Origin of the sequence: Arthrobacter sp. NPDC056691, assembly GCF_042791415.1 — a bacterium.
Classification (GTDB): Bacteria; Actinomycetota; Actinomycetes; order Actinomycetales; family Micrococcaceae; genus Arthrobacter.
In genome coordinates this window covers 20,665-36,863 of sequence record NZ_JBHTXX010000032.1, presented here as the reverse complement: position 1 = coordinate 36,863, position 16,199 = coordinate 20,665, and the positions used below count along the sequence as shown (strand labels likewise).

Genomic DNA, 16,199 nt, shown 5'->3' with positions numbered 1-16,199 from the left:
TCATTTGACTTCCCTCCAGCTGACGTGTGGCTCGTGCGGCGCGAGTCCCGCGTTCGCCGGATCGAGGGGCATGCGGCGTCCCCGGATGTACCCGCAGGTTGTGACGGCCAGCACTGCGACCATGGCCGCTGCCCGGCGCAGGCCGGCGGGATCCGTTCCCCGGATCCTGCCCGCTATGCCCGATGCGACGGCACGCGGCAGCACGCTGCGGACGTACCGGCGCTCGGGCCCCAGGGCGCGCTTGTGGCCGACGATCTTGCTGACCATGGCTTTTGATATCCCCTCGGACCAGGCCCGCCGCAGCATGTAGCTGAGCGTGCCCCGCTGGGCGGGAACATAGTGGTTCACCAGCGCGGCCGGCTCGTACACCACCCGGCCTCCGGGCGAGCCGATGACCGCCCGGATGCAGATCTCCGTCTCCTCGCAGCCCAGGGGCAGCGAATTCTGCCGGCCCAGCGCAGTGTTGAATCCTCCCACCACCTGCAGAACCTGGGAACGGAAGGACATGTTGGCGCCGATGACGTTGCGCACTTCGGCCGCCACCTTGGGCAGGCCGCGGTGCGTGCAGCCGATGATCCAGTCCAGCTCCTCGCCGAAATAGTCCGGCCGGCTTGTTTCCCAATCCGGCAGGACGCGTCCGCCCACGGCCAGCACATCGGGGTCGTCGTAGAGGGCTGTCAGCCGCTGCAGCCAGTCCGGGGCCGCCACCGCGTCGTCATCAAGGAAGGCAACGACGCCGGCCGTCGCCGCCGCGGCGCCTGTGTTCCGAGCTCCGGAGAGGCCTTTGGGGCCGGTGTTCTCCAGGATCACCACATCATCGACCGTAAAGATGAGCCGTTTGTAGAGGTCCACGTTGTAGTCCACCACCAGGATCGTCTGCTGCGGCGGGACGGTTTGGGCGCGGACGGATTCGACGGCGGCCATCAGCCGGTCCCACCGGTCTTCCGTGTAGGAGCAGATCACCACCGAAACGGCCGGGAGCCCTTCAGCATGGTTCACCTTAATCACCCGCTATCAGGCCAAGGACGGTTGCCGGATCCGTCGGAATGTGGGGGAGGGTCAAGCTGGGGTACCTGTATTTCACGCGCCTGAGCGACTCGGGCCGGGCACCGGCCGTGGGTGCTTCCCAGCCCACGCATTCACGGGCCAGGGTCCGCAGTACCCGCCATCCGTCGCGGAAAGTATGAAGATTGGAGTTGCCGGAGATCCGGTTCAGTTCGTTGCTGGGCACCTCGGCGATCCGCAGGCCTGCCCTGGAGGCACGGACGATCAGCTCGGTTTCAATTTCGAACCCTTCCGATTTCAGTTCAAGGATCTGCAGGCACTCCCGCCGCATGGCGATGTAGCCGTAGCAAAGATCCGAGTAATTGCTGTGCAGGACAAGGTTGGCCAGCCGGGTCAGGGTCCGGTTGCCGGCGCTGCGGAGCAGTGTGATGTCCTCGGAACCGCCGCCTGTGACATACCGGGAGCCCTTGACGAAGTCGAACTCATGCTGGAGAGGTGAGATGAACCAGCCAATTTCCTGCGGATCCATGCTTCCGTCGGCGTCCAGCATGACAATGATGTCCCCGGATGCCGCAGACAGCCCGGCCCGGACGGCGAAGCCTTTGCCTGCCTGGGGCTCGGAGACCACCACGACGTCCAGGCGCAGCGCGCGGGCCACGTCGACGGTGCTGTCCAGGGAACGGCCGTCGACAATCACCACTTCGTCCACATACGAGGGCATGCGTCGAAGGACCCATGGGAGGTTAAAGGCTTCATTGAGGGTGGGGATTACCACGCTGATGGAGGCCAGGGGAACCGGTATTACATTTGGTGCACGAACAGATGAAACTTGTATAGGGATGGTCACTAGCCTCACCACTCATCGGAGTCGTATGCCTATGCCCCTCCCGAGCAGCCTCCCCGGCTGGATACGGGAAATAGAAGCGCCTGCTGCTGCGGTACTGGCAACTTTGCTTGCACTCCCCCTCGGATCATGTTCGGCCCGCCAACTTGTAAAAAGCTTGGGATCGCTTGAAGTAACCCCAGTTTTAGGGGTCGCAGAATCCTTGGATGCAGCAGTCACGGGTGCCACACTTGCCCCATGGTTAACTCAGCCCACGGCAGGCACCGTGGGCGCCGCACTTTGCCCGGACCCGCTGGGCGGCTGGCTGTGCTCGCGGCGGTCGCGGCGCTGACGGTTTACGGGACGGTGGCCACTGAAGCGCAGCGGCTCCAGGCGGACCGGCCTGCAGCAGCAGAACCATCGGTCACCGATCCTGCTGCGGCGTCAGCGGCCGGATCCACTGCGTCTGCACCTCAGGGAACGGAAACGGGCGCTGCCAAGCCCGCCCCGCCGTCGCCATCCAGGCCGGCGCCTTCCCGGGCCGCGGCCCGGGCAACTGGCCCATCGGTCGCCGCGCCTCCCTCAACAGCCGCCCCGGTGGCACCGCAAGCACCCAAACCACTGACCGCGGAGGTGCCCGCAGTTGACCCGTTGCTGCAGGAACTGCCCACGGGCGACCTGCCCGGGTGGAAACAGGTGTTCCGGGAGGACTTCAACCAGGGGGACGTGCCCGTTGGCGGATTTCCGGGACCTGCCTACGCCGCGAAGTGGAGCGCCGGCTATGTGGACGGCACGCCGGACACAGCCGGTCAGCGGGGTGCGAAGTCCGGCTACTACCCCTCCAAGGTGCTCAGCGTGCAGAACGGCATGCTGGACTGGTACCTGCACACGGAGGACGGTGTTTCGATGGGGGCCGCACCCACCCCGAAAATTCCGAACAGCAGCACCAACCCGCACCGGGACAACAGCCTCCTCTACGGGAGGTTCTCGGTACGGTTCAAGGCCGATCCGCTGCGCGGCTTCAAGACGGCCTGGCTGCTGTGGCCGGACAGCGGGATCTGGCCCCGTGACGGCGAACTCGACTACCCCGAGGGGGACCTCTCAACGAAGTTCTACGGCGCCGTGCACAAGATGGGGAACGACCCCTACGCCACGGACATCATCTACTCAGACACCACCTTCACGCAGTGGCATGTGGCCACGATGGAGTGGAGCCCGGGCAAGGTCGAGTTTTTCCTCGACGGCCGCTCGCTCGGGGCGGGAACCTCACTGACCCCCAACATCCCCATGCACTACATTCTGCAGACCGAGGCCTGCCTGTTCGGCTGCCCGAAGCCGGAGACGGCGGGGCACGTCTACCTGGACTGGATCGCCATCTGGAAACGGGCCTAGGGGGCCGGTCCGCCGACCCGGCAGTCTCCGGGCCGGCTACTTCCGTCCGATCTCGAACGTGTCCGTGAAGGAGTAGCCTGCCGCCGGAACGAACCGTGCTGAGAGCCGGTCCGCGGTGGCCGTCACGTCCAGGGTGCCGAGGGCGGCGTCCCGGTTTTTCCCTGACCAGGTGGCGAAGTAGGGGGCTTCGGGATCCTGGTCGTGCACCTCGTAGAGCCCCACACCGCCGGTGCCCACAGTGGCGAAGACGGTTCCGGCGCCCTGGACCATGGGGCCGTTCGAGTCTGCGAGGCAGCCCCCGGAGAAGGTATCCGGTACCAGCGCCGGGCAACCCTGGCCGGCACCCAGTTGGTGGCTTCGCTGGTAGATGTGGTCGTGCCCCGTCAGCACCAGGTCAGCCTTCTTGTCGATGAGCAGGTTGGTGAAGTCGCGCCCGGCCTGGCAGCCGTATTTGCCCACGCTGAGGCACGGGGTGTGCATGCCCACGACAGTCCACGGGATGTGCTTGGACTTCGCGCCGTCAAGCGCGGCCGCGGTCCACTGCCAGCGCTCGCTTCCCCTGGAGTAGTCCAGGGTGTTTCCGTCGTGGAATTCGATGCCGGGGGACACCATGATGAAACGCACCAGCGGATTCCGTTCCGGGTAGTCCGCGTACCACTGGATTCCGTACTCCCCCTGAAGTCCGGAGAGTCTGTTGGGCAGGCAGTTCACGATGTTGGCGATGTCGCCGTCGTGGCCGTCGCTCTCGTGGTTTCCCGTGACAACCTGGTAGGCAAATCCACCGCCCAGCTTTCCGGTGACCATGTCACAGAAGTCCTGCTCGCGCCCTGCCTCGTAGGAGAAGTCGCCCAGGGCCAGGTTTAGCTCAGGACGAAGGCCGCGAATCGTGTCCAGAACGTCCCATGCCCCCGTGCTCAGCCCGATATCGCCCTGGGCCGTGAAGTGGACAGACCCTGGCTCGGGGGAGGCGGAGGGCTCAGCCGGGGAAGGCCGCGTGGGGGAGGACGTCCCTGGCGGGGAGGGAACCGCCGGGCTGGAAGGCTCTGGCGTTGCCGGCGGCCGGGACGTGCCGGGTGAAACCGGCGCCCCGGACGACGGCGGGGGCGCGGGCGGGCCCGGCTGGCATCCGGTGAGCAGCAGCGCCAGCCCGAGAACGGCGGCCCGTATCAGGCCAGCCCATCCACGCTGTTTCGACGGTCCGGTCATGGTCCCTCACATCACGGAACTGAGCCTGTTGCCGCTGCAGGCTGGGGAACAGGAAGTACTGCTAGGCCTCAGGGTAGTGCCCGCAGTACCGCCGTGCCAGACACCGGTCCCGGCCCGGATGGCAGTGACAGGCTTCGTAATGAATATGACAAATTCTGTCACTGCACGTACGCTCGCAGCCGGACCTCTCGCACCCAACGCTAAGGAGCCCCACATTGAAGATCGCAAAAATCCTGGCTGCGGCCGCGGCCGGTGCGGCGCTGCTGGCTCCCGTTCTGTGCGCCCTGCCGGCCCAGGCCACCACGGCCCAAGGCGTGCCCGTCAAGGAAGTGCCGGCGCCCCATGATGGCGGCACCTTCAGCAGGGATATAGCCGGTGGCGGTACCACCACAGTTTCAGCCGCCCCCTTCGCGGCGCAAGTTTCCTTCGACGCCGCAGGCACCAATGTGCAGTGCACCGGCAGTCTGATCGCTGCCAGTTGGGTCATCACGGCCAAGCACTGCAACTCCACGAGCCTGAGGTCGGTCCGGCTGGGTACCAGCTACCTCGGAGCCGGGGGTGCGGTCCGTAAGGTCGCCGGGCGCTACCCCGCACCTGCCGGCGATGTCCTGCTGCTGAAGCTGGCCACGCCGTACTACGGCTCCTACGTGGGCCTGTCCGGTTCCTTTCCCGCCACCGGAACCACCGCCAGAGTGTATGGCTGGGGGTATCAGTCCAAGGGATCCGGTGCCATGTCCTACTACCTCAAGGCGGCGGACGTCTCGGTGGTGTGGCAGGGTGTGGACAACTATGGCGGCCCGTCTGTCCGGACGAGGTCGGAAAGCGGCCACACGCTCGACGGCGACTCCGGCGGCCCGCTGGTCGTGAACGGCAAGCTTGCAGGCGTCCTGTCCACATCGGACATCCTGCCGGCCCCGAACCCTTCGAGTTACACCGGCTACTACAACGACCACGCCTCCGTGGTGCGCAACCTCGCCTGGATCACCAGCGTCTCGGGGGTCCGGGGCTCCTAGCGGGTTACATTCCGGGCAGGTCGAGGGTCTCGTACACCTGGATGCTGGCGCCGGGCATCATGAGGTGCGGGTGCCCCTCGAGCAGGGCCAGGGCGCCGTCCATGTCCTCGGCCTGCAGAATGCCGTAGCCACCCACGCTGGTGTTCGTGTCCGAGGTGCCCGACTGGCTGACCTCCTTGCCTGCGCCCAGGGGTTGGCCCATGTCCACGATGCCGCTGCCGGCCCGGGATGCCCACTCCATCCACGCCTTCATGCCTTCCTGGGCGGCCTCGGGGGAACTCTCCGCCATCTGGGATTGTGCCGACTGCGGTGCGTTGTAAAGAACTACAAACTTCTTCATTGCCGGTCCTGTCTCTGGGGTAGTGGCAGCCACAGGTTGATCCTAGGGGGATTCGGCCGGCGGCGATACAGTTCAAGGGCCACCGTTCACGGAAAATTCGCCCGTCCGCAAGAGGTGCATTTCGCTGTGGGAAAACCTGGCCGTGAGGACCTGAAAAAGCAAAGTTGAGCGTAGTAGACTCAACTCATCTAAACCGTCTTCGAAAGGAGCTCTCTTTGGACGTCAAATTCACCACCAAGAGCCAGGAGGCTCTTTCGGCTGCCGCCATGAATGCCTCCACGGCAGGGAACCCGCAGGTGGAACCCGCACACCTGCTCAAGGCGCTGATGGATCAGCGGGAGGGTGTCGCCGTCGCGCTCCTCCGCGCCACCGGAGCCGATCCGGACGCCGTCAGCGTGCAGTCCAGTACCGCCATCAAGGCCCTGCCCGCCACGTCGGGAAGCTCGGTCCAGCAGGCCCAGCTGTCCCGGCCTTCCCTGCAGGCGATCCAGAACGCCCAGAACGAGGCCGACAAGCTGGGTGATTCCTTCGTCTCCACCGAGCACCTGCTGCTGGGTCTTTCGGCCGGAAGCGACGGCGTGGGCAGGCTGCTGCGCGACGCCGGCGCGTCCCATGAGGCGCTGGCGGCCGCCCTGCCAGGTGTCCGCGGCGACCGCAAGGTCAGCTCGCCCGACCCCGAGAACACCTTCCAGGCCCTGGAAAAATTCGGCACTGACCTCACCGCCGTGGCGCGTTCCGGGAAGCTCGATCCGGTCATCGGCCGTGACAGCGAAATCCGCCGCGTGGTGCAGGTGCTCAGCCGCCGGACCAAGAACAACCCCGTGCTGATCGGCGAACCGGGCGTCGGCAAGACCGCCGTCGTCGAGGGCCTGGCCCAGCGGATGGTCGCGGGCGACGTGCCGGAGAGCCTTCGGGGCAAGACCCTGATCTCCCTGGACCTGGCCTCCATGGTGGCCGGCGCCAAGTACCGCGGCGAGTTTGAGGAGCGGCTCAAGGCCGTCCTTGAGGAGATCAAGAACTCCGACGGCCGGATCGTGACGTTCATCGATGAGCTGCACACCGTGGTGGGTGCCGGTGCCAGCGGCGAAAGCGCCATGGACGCCGGTAACATGCTCAAGCCCATGCTGGCCCGCGGTGAGCTGCGGCTGATCGGCGCCACCACGCTCGACGAATACCGCGAGAACATCGAGAAGGACCCTGCCCTGGAGCGGCGCTTCCAGCAGGTGTACGTCGGGGAGCCCAGCGTGGACGACACCATCGGCATCCTCCGCGGACTGAAGGAGCGGTACGAGGCCCACCACAAGGTTGCCATCGCCGACTCCGCGCTGGTGGCTGCCGCGACGCTCTCCAACCGCTACATTTCCGGCCGGCAGCTGCCGGACAAGGCGATCGACCTCGTGGACGAGGCCGCCTCCCGGCTGCGCATGGAGATCGACTCCGCCCCGGAGGAGATCGACCAGCTGCGGCGCGCCGTCGACCGGCTCACGATGGAGGAACTCGCCCTGCAGGGCGAGACCGACGCTGCGTCCGTGGAGCGGCTTGCTGCCCTGCGGGCCGACATGGCGGACAAGAAGGAGCAACTGGCCGGCCTCAACGCCCGTTGGGAAGCCGAGAAGGCCGGCCTGAACCGCGTGGGCGACCTGAAGGCAAAGCTGGATGAGCTGCGGTCCACGGCGGACAAGGCACAGCGCGAGGGTGACCTGGAGACGGCGTCCAGGATCCTTTACGGCGAAATTCCGGCCCTGGAGCGCGAGCTGAGCGACGCCGCCGAGGCCGAGGCCGCCGTCGCGGACAAGTCCGCCCTGATGGTGGCGGAAGAGGTCACCGCCACCGACATCGCCGAGGTCATCGCCGCGTGGACCGGCATTCCGGCCGGCCGCATGCTGCAGGGCGAAAGTCAGAAGCTGCTGCACATGGAGGAGGAGCTCGGCAGGCGGCTGATCGGCCAGTCCAAGGCCGTTACCGCCGTATCCGACGCCGTGCGCCGCGCCCGGGCCGGCATCAGCGACCCCAACAGGCCCACCGGTTCCTTCCTGTTCCTGGGTCCTACCGGCGTCGGCAAAACCGAGCTCGCCAAGGCGCTCGCGGACTTCCTGTTCGACGACGAACGCGCCATGGTGCGGATCGACATGTCCGAGTACAGCGAGAAGCACTCCGTGGCGCGCCTCGTCGGTGCGCCTCCCGGCTACGTCGGCTACGAGGAGGGCGGCCAGCTCACCGAGGCCGTCCGACGCCGGCCGTACTCGGTGGTGCTGCTGGACGAGGTGGAAAAGGCCCATCCCGAGGTGTTCGACATCCTGCTGCAGGTGCTCGACGACGGCCGCCTCACCGACGGCCAGGGCCGCACGGTGGACTTCCGCAACGTGATCCTGGTGCTCACCTCAAACCTGGGCAGCCAGTTCCTCGTGGACCCGACGCTCGATGCGAACGCCAAGCGCAACGCGGTGATGGCCACGGTGAACGCCTCCTTCAAGCCGGAGTTCCTGAACCGGCTGGACGAGGTGGTGCTGTTCGATCCGCTGTCCGTCGATGAACTGGCCCGGATCGTCGAGCTGCAGGTGGCGGAGCTGGCCAAGCGTCTGCATGAGCGGCGGCTCGCGCTGGAGGTCACCGAAGGTGCCCGCTCCTGGCTGGCGATGTCCGGCTTCGATGCTGCGTACGGTGCCCGGCCGCTGCGCCGCCTCGTGCAGCGCGAAATCGGCGACCGGCTGGCGAAAGCCATCCTGGCCGGTGAAATCTCCGACGGCGACACCGTGCTGGTGGACACCGCCGCGGACCTCGGGGAACTCACCGTGGAGGGCCTGGAGGCACTCTCAGGTCCCGACGGCGGCCCTCCTCTGGGCAGCGGACTCACCGTCCGCCGCCGGGACTAGCGGGACGGGAGCAGGCTTGCCTTGATGATGTTGCCGGATGCGGTGACGTAGCAGTCCACGCGGCGGTCGCCCTTGCCCCAGCTGGCCGTGCTCGGGTAAGCGAGCCGGTAGTTCAGGTTGTAGGCGTTGGACTTCTCTGTCAGGGCCGCCGTCTGGCACGTCTCCCTGGCCCTGGTCTTCAGGGCGTCACGGCCCGGGTACCCGTCACTGCCGGCGTAGTGGGTGACCGCCACCAGTTGGGCGGAATGGTCGGTGGTGCACGCAACGATCGTGGACTTTGATGCCTCGGGGTCGAAGTCCCTGAAGCAGTCGCCCACCCGGAAGTCCAGCGGACCCACGCTGGCCAACGGCAGGCTGGGGCGGGGAGACGCGGCCGGCGGGGCGGGGGAGGGCTCCGCCGCTGCCGCTTCGGGCCGGTTGGCCGCCTGCATGGTGGCAGTGGCGAGGAGTGACGTCAGGAGCCATACGAGCAGGCCGCCGGCCACCAGCAGCGCAGCCACAAAGCCCGCTTTGAGCAGGGTTTGCCGGACCTCGGGCCGGGCGAGCCGGGAGCGGATCGACCCGGTGAGGCTTTTGGGCCGGGCCGCACTGGCTTGGGCTTCGGCTCGGCCTTGTGCCGGTTCGGGGGATTTGGGTTCTGCCGGTCCGCGTGTACCCGGACCGGGCTGCACGGTGATACCGCGGGCCGGCCCGCGTTCCCCGTCGTGACTGGGATCGTTGTCATTCATATGGGGCGGCACCCCTTCCAGGCGGTCGCTCGGCGTCGGGCATCCGGCAAATATTGCGTTTCCGCGGTGTGGCCCGTGCGGCCGGTAACCGGATTCCCCCGCTCGCTTAATTTCAGTCGTTCAGGAGACTCTATCGAACAAAAAAACTGCGCGAGCCCCGGATTGCCGCGGAGAAGCGGGCTGCGGCGGCCTCCGGCGGCCCGCGTGGCAAGCAGATGCCGCCGAAAGCATGTAATCTAGGGATACGACAAATTGACCAAACATTCCGGGGCCTCACCGATCGCCAAAGGTGACCACCTCCGGTCCAAGTACAAAAGGGGGTCACGCCATGGGGCGCGGCCGTCAAAAGGCAAAAGCTACCAAGCAGGCTCGGGACATCAAGTATTACTCCCCGAACACCGATTATTCGGCCCTACAGCGTGAGCTCACGGGTCCGGGAAGTCGTGCCACGAGCCATTTCGCGAATGAACCGGTCGAGCCGGACTATTCAGCCTACGTGGATAAGTACGCGGACGATTTGGATGAAGACGACGACGAGGTAGACAGCCGTCGTATCGGTTAGTCGTTCCCGCTGAACTGCCGCCAGGCAGTTTGCTGCACGGCGCCGTCGTACACCTCCTGGGTATTTCCCGCATTCGGGTTGCCCGCTCCAAGGTGTCGCAAAAATTATCAGGCCCGTTGGGCACGCCAGTCTTTGGCGTGCCCAACGGGCCTTTTGCGTTCTTCATGCAGCCGTGCCCTCAAGGACTTAGGCTGGAGGAAACTCAGCCAACGAAAGGTACGGACGCATGGTTCAGCGCAGCGGGTACATCCTCGGAGAGCTCTGTTGGGCGGACGTCCAGACGCCGGATGTGGCTGCCGCCAAGGCGTTCTACGCCGCTGTTTTCGGGTGGCGCTACGAAGACCTGCCGACTCCGGACGGCCGCAGCTACGCCAAGGCCTTCCTGGATGACGACCTCGTGGCCACGGTGGCACCGCAGCCGCAGCAGGGCGAAACAAAGCGGCCCGCGCAGTGGAACGTCTACTTCGCCACGGATGATGCCCGGTCCACCGCGGAGGAAACCGCCCCCGCCGGCGGCACGGTGCAGTTCGGACCGGAGGACATCGGGGACACCGGCACCATGGTGTTTGTGGAGCCGCCGGGCGGCGGCGCCACCGGTGTATGGCAGGCCGGTACCCACCCGGGCAGCGGGCGGCACAACGAGCCAGGGGCGTTCGCCTGGGCGGAACTGATCACGCCCGAGCCGCAGGCCGCCGTCGGATTCTTCCAGCAGCTGTTCGGGCACGAGGTGACCGAATACCCGCAGGACGACGGCGGAACCTACACCACGCTGATGGTGAACGGCGCGGAGGTGGCTGGCATCGCCCCTGCCCTGGAAGAGGACGGGGACGACGATGACGGCGAGCCCGGCAGCCGCGGCTGGCAGGTCTACTTCGGCGTCTCCAGCGTCAAGGAAGCGGTGCTGTCGGCCGTCTCTGCCGGAGCCGAGGTGCTGGTGGAGCCGGAATTCGACGACGACGGCGGCACCATCGCCACCCTGAAGGACCCGCAGGGCGGCGTATTCAGCGTCCTGGAGGTTTAACAGCAGCACTATTAAACGCCGAATGCTCCGTAACTGCCCTTATGAGGGTTCTAAACGGCAGTTACGGAGCACTCGATGGGATAGTTACGCGTAGGCGTTGACCAGCTGGACTGCGCCGCCGTCCACGCCCTTGGCGCCCTGGACGTAGTCCGGGCCGGTCTTGACCACATCATCGGAATCGGCGCTGACGGAGCCCATGATCCAGGACGGCAGGCCGCGCTCGTTCAGGCGGGCCACGGCAGCGTCTGCGGCTTCGGCGGAAACCACTGCCACCATGCCGACGCCGAGGTTCAGCGTGCGCTCCAGGTCGGGCAGCGGCACGCGGCCCAGTTCGGAGACCAGCTTGAAGATGGCGGGCAGCTCCCAGGTGGAGCGGTCAACGGTGGCCACGAGGCCCTGCGGGAGGACGCGGGCCAGGTTGGCGGCGAGCCCGCCGCCGGTGACGTGGCTGAAACCGTGCACGGCCTTGTCCGCCGTGACAGGGAAGGCCCGCGCCAGGTCCAGGCAGTCGGCGGCGTAGACGCGGGTGGGTTCCAGGAGTTCCTCGCCCAGCGTGCGGCCGAGTTCGGAGACCTGGCGGTCCAGGGCCCAGCCGGCGTGGTTGATGACGCGGCGGACCAGCGAGTAGCCGTTGGAGTGCAGGCCGGAGGAGGCCATGCCGATCACTACGTCGCCGGCGCGGACGCGGTCCGGTCCGAGCAGCGCGTCAGCTTCCACAACGCCGGTGGCGGCACCGGCGACGTCGTACTCGTGCTCGCCCAGCAGGCCGGGGTGCTCGGCGGTTTCGCCGCCCACCAGCGCGGTGCCGGCCACGGAGCAGGCGGCAGCGATGCCGCGGACGATGTCCGCGATGCGCTCCGGCACAACCTTGCCGCAGGCGATGTAGTCGGTCATGTACAGCGGCTCTGCGCCCACCACCACGATGTCGTCAACCACCATGCCCACAAGGTCGTAGCCGATGGTGTCGTGGATGTCCATGGCCTGCGCGATGGCCACCTTGGTGCCCACGCCGTCGGTGGAGGTGGCGAGCAGGGGCTTCTTGAAGGTCAGGAGCCTGGACACGTCATACAGGCCTGCGAAACCGCCGACGCCGCCGATCACCGACGTGTTGTGGGTCGCCTTGACGGCGTCCTTCATGAGTTCGACGGCGCGGTCGCCGGCCTCGACGTCCACACCGGCGGCCGCATAGGTGATGCCGGTGTTGTTCTGGGCAGCATTCATGTCAGCAGTGGAGGAAGCGGAAGTCATCAGGACTCTTTCTTGTCAGCGCCGACGGTCGCAGCGTCGTGGTGGAGATCGGGCACGCGGTCGGCGTCGGTGAGAAGGTTCTCGAGCTCGGAATCCGGCCCCGGGTCACAGCCCGTGGCACCCGGCTTTTCCGCGGGATCCTCGGTCACCGGGATGCTGTCCGGGTTGCCGGGGGTGGCAGCAGCCGGGGCGATGGCGGCTTCAGCGGCGGCGTCCGCTGCCGAGCCGGCGGCGGCGGGGGCGGCGCCGGACACGGCGGGCAGTCCGCCCAGGTCCGTGCGCTCCAGCAGGTTCTTGCCGAGCTTGTCCGCGCCGGGGAGTTCGATGGGGTATTTGCCGGTAAAGCAGGCAGTGCAGAGCCGTTCGCGCGGCTGCCGGGTGGCGTTGATCATGCCGTCTTCGGAAATGTAGGCCAGCGAGTCGGCGCCGATGGCCTGGGAGATTTCCTCGATGGTGGCGCCGTTGGCGATCAGCTCCGCGCGGGAGGCGAAGTCGATGCCGTAGAAGCAGGGCCACTGCACGGGCGGGGAGGAGATCTTCACGTGCACGGATGCGGCGCCGGCTTCGCGGAGCATCCGGACGATGGCGCGCTGGGTGTTGCCGCGGACGATCGAGTCGTCCACCACTACAACGCGCTTGCCGCGGATCACGGACTCGAGGGCGTTGAGCTTGAGCCGGATGCCCAGCTGGCGCAGCGTCTGTGAGGGCTGGATGAACGTGCGGCCCACGTACGAGTTCTTGACGAAGCCGTGCGCGAAGGGGATGCCGGATTCCTCGGCGTAGCCCACCGCCGCGGGGGTGCCGGACTCGGGGACGGGAATGACGATGTCCGCTTCCTGGGTGTTTTCGCGGGCCAGCTGGCGGCCCATCTCCACGCGGGATTCGTACACGGACCGCCCGGCGATCGCGGCGTCGGGGCGCGCGAGGTAGACGTATTCGAAAACGCAGCCAGCCGGCGTCGGGTCCGCGAAGCGCTGGGACCGCACGCCCTGCTCGTCGATGGCGATGAACTCGCCGGGCTCGATCTCCCGGATGAAGCTCGCGCCGACGGTGGCGAGGGCGGACTGCTCGGAGGCCACCACCCAGCCGCGTTCCAGCCTGCCCAGGCAGAGCGGGCGGATGCCGAAGGTGTCGCGGGCTGCGTAGAGCGTGCCCTCGTCCATGAACACGAAGCAGAAGCCGCCGCGGATCTTGGGAAGGAGTTCGACGGCGGTCTCCTCGAGGGTCTTGCCCTCTTCGCCTTCCAGCAGTGCTGTCACCAGGGCGGTGTCCGAGGTGTTGCCCTGCTTCATTTCGCCGCTGAGCTGGCCGCCGTTGCGCTCCTGGATCATGGCGTTCAGTTCGGCCGTGTTGGTGAGGTTGCCGTTGTGCGCCAGGGCCACCGTGCCGGTGGCGGTGGCGCCGAGCGTGGGCTGCGCGTTTGCCCAGTGGCTGGCGCCGGTGGTGGAGTAGCGGCAGTGGCCGACGGCCAGGTGCCCGGTCAGGGTGTTAAGCGTGGTCTCGTCGAAGACCTGGGACACGAGGCCCATGTCCTTGTAGACGTTGATCCGCTTGCCGTCGCTGGTGGCTATACCAGCCGACTCCTGACCGCGGTGCTGCAGCGCGTACAGCCCGTAGTAGGTAAGTTTTGCTACTTCTTCACCTGGTGCCCAGACGCCGAAGACGCCGCAAGCGTCCATCGGGCCTTTTTCGCCAGGGAGAAGATCATGAGAAAGTTTTCCATCGCCGCGTGCCACTGGTCGATTATCTCACGTCATGGGGTAGGGAATTTCCGGCCGCCGGATTATGACCGCGGGCCGGGCCCGCCGCCGTCGTCCGTGGTCCGCTCCGGAGCAGTGCCGGATTCGGTGCCCGGGGCGGGATGTTCCGTGCCGGGGGCGGGATGTTCCGCTTCGGGCACTGCTTCGACGACGCCGCGGCGGGCGCGCCGCACGCTGGCCCGGTCCAGCACCAGGGCGGCAATTGCGCCGAGAATCACACCGGCCGCGGCGCACGGCACCATGAAGAAGCCGTACACGGCGCCTCGGTCGTAGCTCGCATCGCCGGGCAGCGCGTACGCAATGACCGCCGCCGCGGCGAAGCCCACCAGCCCGCCCAGGATCAGGAAAGGAACATACTTGGGGGCGCGCCGGACGGTGATCTCGCGCCGTTCAGGAATTTCGCGCTGTTCGGGGGTGGGCTGGTCGGAAGACATGCCATCTAGCCTACTGTCATCCCGGCCGCCGGCCCGCCCCGGCGGCTTCAGGCCAACACCGTTCAGGCCTGCACCAGCCGCTGCCGCTGTTCACCCAGGAGGTTCCCGCCGGACATCCGCATGACGTCCCCGGCCTGCAGGTACGGGAAGCGGCCGGACAGTGCCACGCCTTCCGGGGTGCCGGTGGTGATGAGGTCCCCGGGTTCCAGGACCATGTACTGCGACAGCCGGCGGACCAGTTCGGCGGGCCCGAACACCATGTCCGCCGTCGAGCTGTCCTGGCGGACCTCGTCGTTGACCCAGGAAGACAGACGGATATCGTCGGGCTGAACTGCTGCGGCGGGCACCAGCCACGGCCCCACCGGGTTGAAGGTGGGGCAGGACTTGCCCAGCGACCACTGCGGCCCGGAGTGCTCCAGCTGGTACTCGCGCTCGGAGACATCGTTGGACAGGACGTAACCCGCGATGCACTCTGCGGCTTCGGCATCGGACGACAGGTAGCTGGCACGCCGGCCGATGACCACGCCCAGCTCCACCTCCCAGTCCACCCGCTGCGCCCCGGGCGGGATGACGACGTCGTCGTCGGGGCCCACCACGGTGTTGGGGTGCTTGAAGAAGATGATGGGCCGCTCCGGCACGGGCAGACCGGATTCCGCGGCGTGCGCGGCGTAGTTCAGCCCCACGCCGATCACGGCGCCGGGCCTGGCGATCGGCGCGCCGATCCGTTTGCCGTCGACGCTCACCCGGGGAAGCCCGCTCAGGTCCAGGTCCGGCAGCTGGCCGGCCCAGGCCTGCAGGAAGTTCCCGTCAATGTCCTGGGTGACCGGCCGCAGGTCGTAGGCCTGGCCCTCGTCGTCGATGATTACCGGGACCTCGTTGCCCGCGGGGCCAATGCGCATCAGCCGCATTCTGTCTCCTTTCAGCTGCCGCGGTAGGTGGAGTAGGCGAACGGGCTCAGCAGCAGCGGCACATGGTAGTGCTCGGTGCCGGTGACCTCGAAGACCAGGTCCACCTCCGGGAAGAACGTCGTGCCGCCCTGCCGGGCGTAGTAGTCGCCGATGGCGAAGTTGAGCCGGTAGTTCCCGGGCGCCAGGACCTCCGGTCCCAGGTCCTTCGCGCGGCCGTCCGAATCGGTGGTGCCGCTGCCCAGCTTTGTCCAGCTGCCGCCGTCGTTCGCGTAAAGCACGACGGCGATACCCGCCGCCGGGCGTCCGGCGCCGGTGTCCAGGACGTGGGTTGTCACATGGGAAACGCTCATTCGCTGATCACTCCCTCCAGGCGGAGCAGCGCGATTTCCCGCAGCTGCTGCGCGACGATAGCGTCTTCCTGCGCCGGGGTGTTGGCCAGGCGCCCGTTCAGCGCTGCCAGGATTTCGGGGGCGGTGCGTCCGGCGGCGCGGATCAGGAAGACCCGGCCGAATTTTTCCTCGTACGCGCGGTTGCCGCGGGCCAGGGCGTCGGCCACCCCGGTGTCGGCAGGGTCCACGCCTGCCTGCTCTGACCTGGACATGGCGGCCTCGGCGGTCTGCGCGGCGGGGCGTTCGCCGATCCTCGGATGGTGTGCCATGGCGCCTTCCACCTCATCCGGAGTGAAGGGCGCCGCGGCGGCACGGGCTCCGTCGAAGAGCTCCTGGCGGGAGGCGAACGGGCGCGCAGCGGCGATCTGGTCCACCCAGCGCGGGACGTCGATGCACGGACGCAGGACTGCGTTCGCAGCGTCCCTGTCCGCGGCATTGAATTCGGCAAGCTTCACGTTGTGATCCTCAGGCAGATGCTGGCATCCATGGTGACGGCT

Annotated in this window: 16 protein-coding genes; 5 read left to right on the top strand and 11 right to left on the bottom strand. The window is 67.3% G+C overall.

Features of this window, described 5'->3' with window-relative positions; genetic code table 11:
- Both ACFRAU_RS20730 and ACFRAU_RS20725 read right to left on the bottom strand, forming a co-directional pair.
- Entirely contained in the window at nucleotides 1–999 is a 999-nt protein-coding gene (locus tag ACFRAU_RS20730) for a glycosyltransferase (RefSeq protein WP_378001292.1), read from the bottom strand.
- A gap of 1 nt (nucleotide 1,000) precedes the next feature.
- Nucleotides 1,001–1,780, bottom strand: a complete 780-nt coding sequence (locus ACFRAU_RS20725) for a glycosyltransferase family 2 protein (protein ID WP_378001291.1) — start codon at nucleotides 1,778–1,780, stop codon at nucleotides 1,001–1,003.
- A 645-nt stretch (nucleotides 1,781–2,425) separates the two neighbouring features.
- On the opposite strand from ACFRAU_RS20725, the gene ACFRAU_RS20720 reads away from it, so the two are divergent.
- Nucleotides 2,426–3,220 (top strand): glycoside hydrolase family 16 protein, encoded by a 795-nt coding sequence (locus ACFRAU_RS20720; RefSeq protein WP_378001290.1) that lies wholly within the window; start codon nucleotides 2,426–2,428, stop codon nucleotides 3,218–3,220.
- Between the two features lie 36 nt (nucleotides 3,221–3,256).
- Here the strand turns inward: ACFRAU_RS20720 and ACFRAU_RS20715 are convergent, their stop codons facing one another.
- On the bottom strand, nucleotides 3,257–4,426 hold the full coding sequence (locus ACFRAU_RS20715; RefSeq protein WP_378001289.1) for a metallophosphoesterase: 1,170 nt from the start codon (nucleotides 4,424–4,426) through the stop codon (nucleotides 3,257–3,259).
- Nucleotides 4,427–4,641: 215 nt separating this feature from the next.
- On the opposite strand from ACFRAU_RS20715, the gene ACFRAU_RS20710 reads away from it, so the two are divergent.
- Entirely contained in the window at nucleotides 4,642–5,439 is a 798-nt protein-coding gene (locus ACFRAU_RS20710; protein WP_378001288.1) for a S1 family peptidase, read from the top strand.
- Between the two features lie 4 nt (nucleotides 5,440–5,443).
- Here the strand turns inward: ACFRAU_RS20710 and ACFRAU_RS20705 are convergent, their stop codons facing one another.
- The gene (locus ACFRAU_RS20705) at nucleotides 5,444–5,779 is read right to left on the bottom strand and encodes a hypothetical protein (RefSeq protein WP_306926337.1); all 336 of its coding nucleotides are present in this window, start codon (nucleotides 5,777–5,779) and stop codon (nucleotides 5,444–5,446) included.
- A 215-nt stretch (nucleotides 5,780–5,994) separates the two neighbouring features.
- Here ACFRAU_RS20705 and clpB point away from each other — a divergent pair, with 215 nt between their 5' ends.
- Nucleotides 5,995–8,652 carry an ATP-dependent chaperone ClpB gene (gene clpB / locus ACFRAU_RS20700; RefSeq protein WP_378001287.1) on the top strand — a complete coding sequence of 886 codons (2,658 nt, stop codon included), beginning with the start codon at nucleotides 5,995–5,997 and terminating at the stop codon, nucleotides 8,650–8,652.
- Here the strand turns inward: clpB and ACFRAU_RS20695 are convergent.
- Nucleotides 8,649–9,380: a septum formation family protein gene (locus ACFRAU_RS20695; RefSeq protein ID WP_378001286.1), complete on the bottom strand. Its 732-nt coding sequence runs from the start codon at nucleotides 9,378–9,380 to the stop codon at nucleotides 8,649–8,651. The two genes, clpB and ACFRAU_RS20695, sit on opposite strands and share 4 nt — an antisense overlap.
- A gap of 328 nt (nucleotides 9,381–9,708) precedes the next feature.
- On the opposite strand from ACFRAU_RS20695, the gene ACFRAU_RS20690 reads away from it, so the two are divergent.
- Nucleotides 9,709–9,942: a DUF3073 domain-containing protein gene (locus ACFRAU_RS20690; protein ID WP_003803040.1), complete on the top strand. Its 234-nt coding sequence runs from the start codon at nucleotides 9,709–9,711 to the stop codon at nucleotides 9,940–9,942.
- 226 nt (nucleotides 9,943–10,168) lie between these two features.
- Complete coding sequence (locus ACFRAU_RS20685; protein WP_378001285.1) at nucleotides 10,169–10,963, top strand: VOC family protein; 795 nt, start codon at nucleotides 10,169–10,171, stop codon at nucleotides 10,961–10,963.
- Between the two features lie 84 nt (nucleotides 10,964–11,047).
- Here the strand turns inward: ACFRAU_RS20685 and purM are convergent, their stop codons facing one another.
- The 6 genes from purM to uraD form a co-directional block, all read right to left on the bottom strand.
- The gene (gene purM / locus ACFRAU_RS20680) at nucleotides 11,048–12,211 is read right to left on the bottom strand and encodes a phosphoribosylformylglycinamidine cyclo-ligase (protein WP_378001284.1); all 1,164 of its coding nucleotides are present in this window, start codon (nucleotides 12,209–12,211) and stop codon (nucleotides 11,048–11,050) included.
- On the bottom strand, nucleotides 12,211–13,947 hold the full coding sequence (purF, locus tag ACFRAU_RS20675) for an amidophosphoribosyltransferase (RefSeq protein WP_378001283.1): 1,737 nt from the start codon (nucleotides 13,945–13,947) through the stop codon (nucleotides 12,211–12,213). Before purF ends, purM begins: the two co-directional genes overlap by 1 nt.
- 47 nt (nucleotides 13,948–13,994) lie before the next feature.
- On the bottom strand, nucleotides 13,995–14,405 hold the full coding sequence (locus ACFRAU_RS20670; RefSeq protein WP_377993695.1) for a hypothetical protein: 411 nt from the start codon (nucleotides 14,403–14,405) through the stop codon (nucleotides 13,995–13,997).
- 62 nt (nucleotides 14,406–14,467) lie between these two features.
- Nucleotides 14,468–15,313: a fumarylacetoacetate hydrolase family protein gene (locus ACFRAU_RS20665; RefSeq protein ID WP_378001282.1), complete on the bottom strand. Its 846-nt coding sequence runs from the start codon at nucleotides 15,311–15,313 to the stop codon at nucleotides 14,468–14,470.
- Between the two features lie 11 nt (nucleotides 15,314–15,324).
- Nucleotides 15,325–15,663 (bottom strand): hydroxyisourate hydrolase, encoded by a 339-nt coding sequence (uraH, locus tag ACFRAU_RS20660; protein ID WP_378001281.1) that lies wholly within the window; start codon nucleotides 15,661–15,663, stop codon nucleotides 15,325–15,327.
- Nucleotides 15,660–16,157: a 2-oxo-4-hydroxy-4-carboxy-5-ureidoimidazoline decarboxylase gene (uraD, locus tag ACFRAU_RS20655; RefSeq protein ID WP_378001280.1), complete on the bottom strand. Its 498-nt coding sequence runs from the start codon at nucleotides 16,155–16,157 to the stop codon at nucleotides 15,660–15,662. The genes uraH and uraD overlap by 4 nt, the downstream gene beginning before the upstream one ends.
- Between the last annotated feature and the right edge of the window lie 42 nt (nucleotides 16,158–16,199).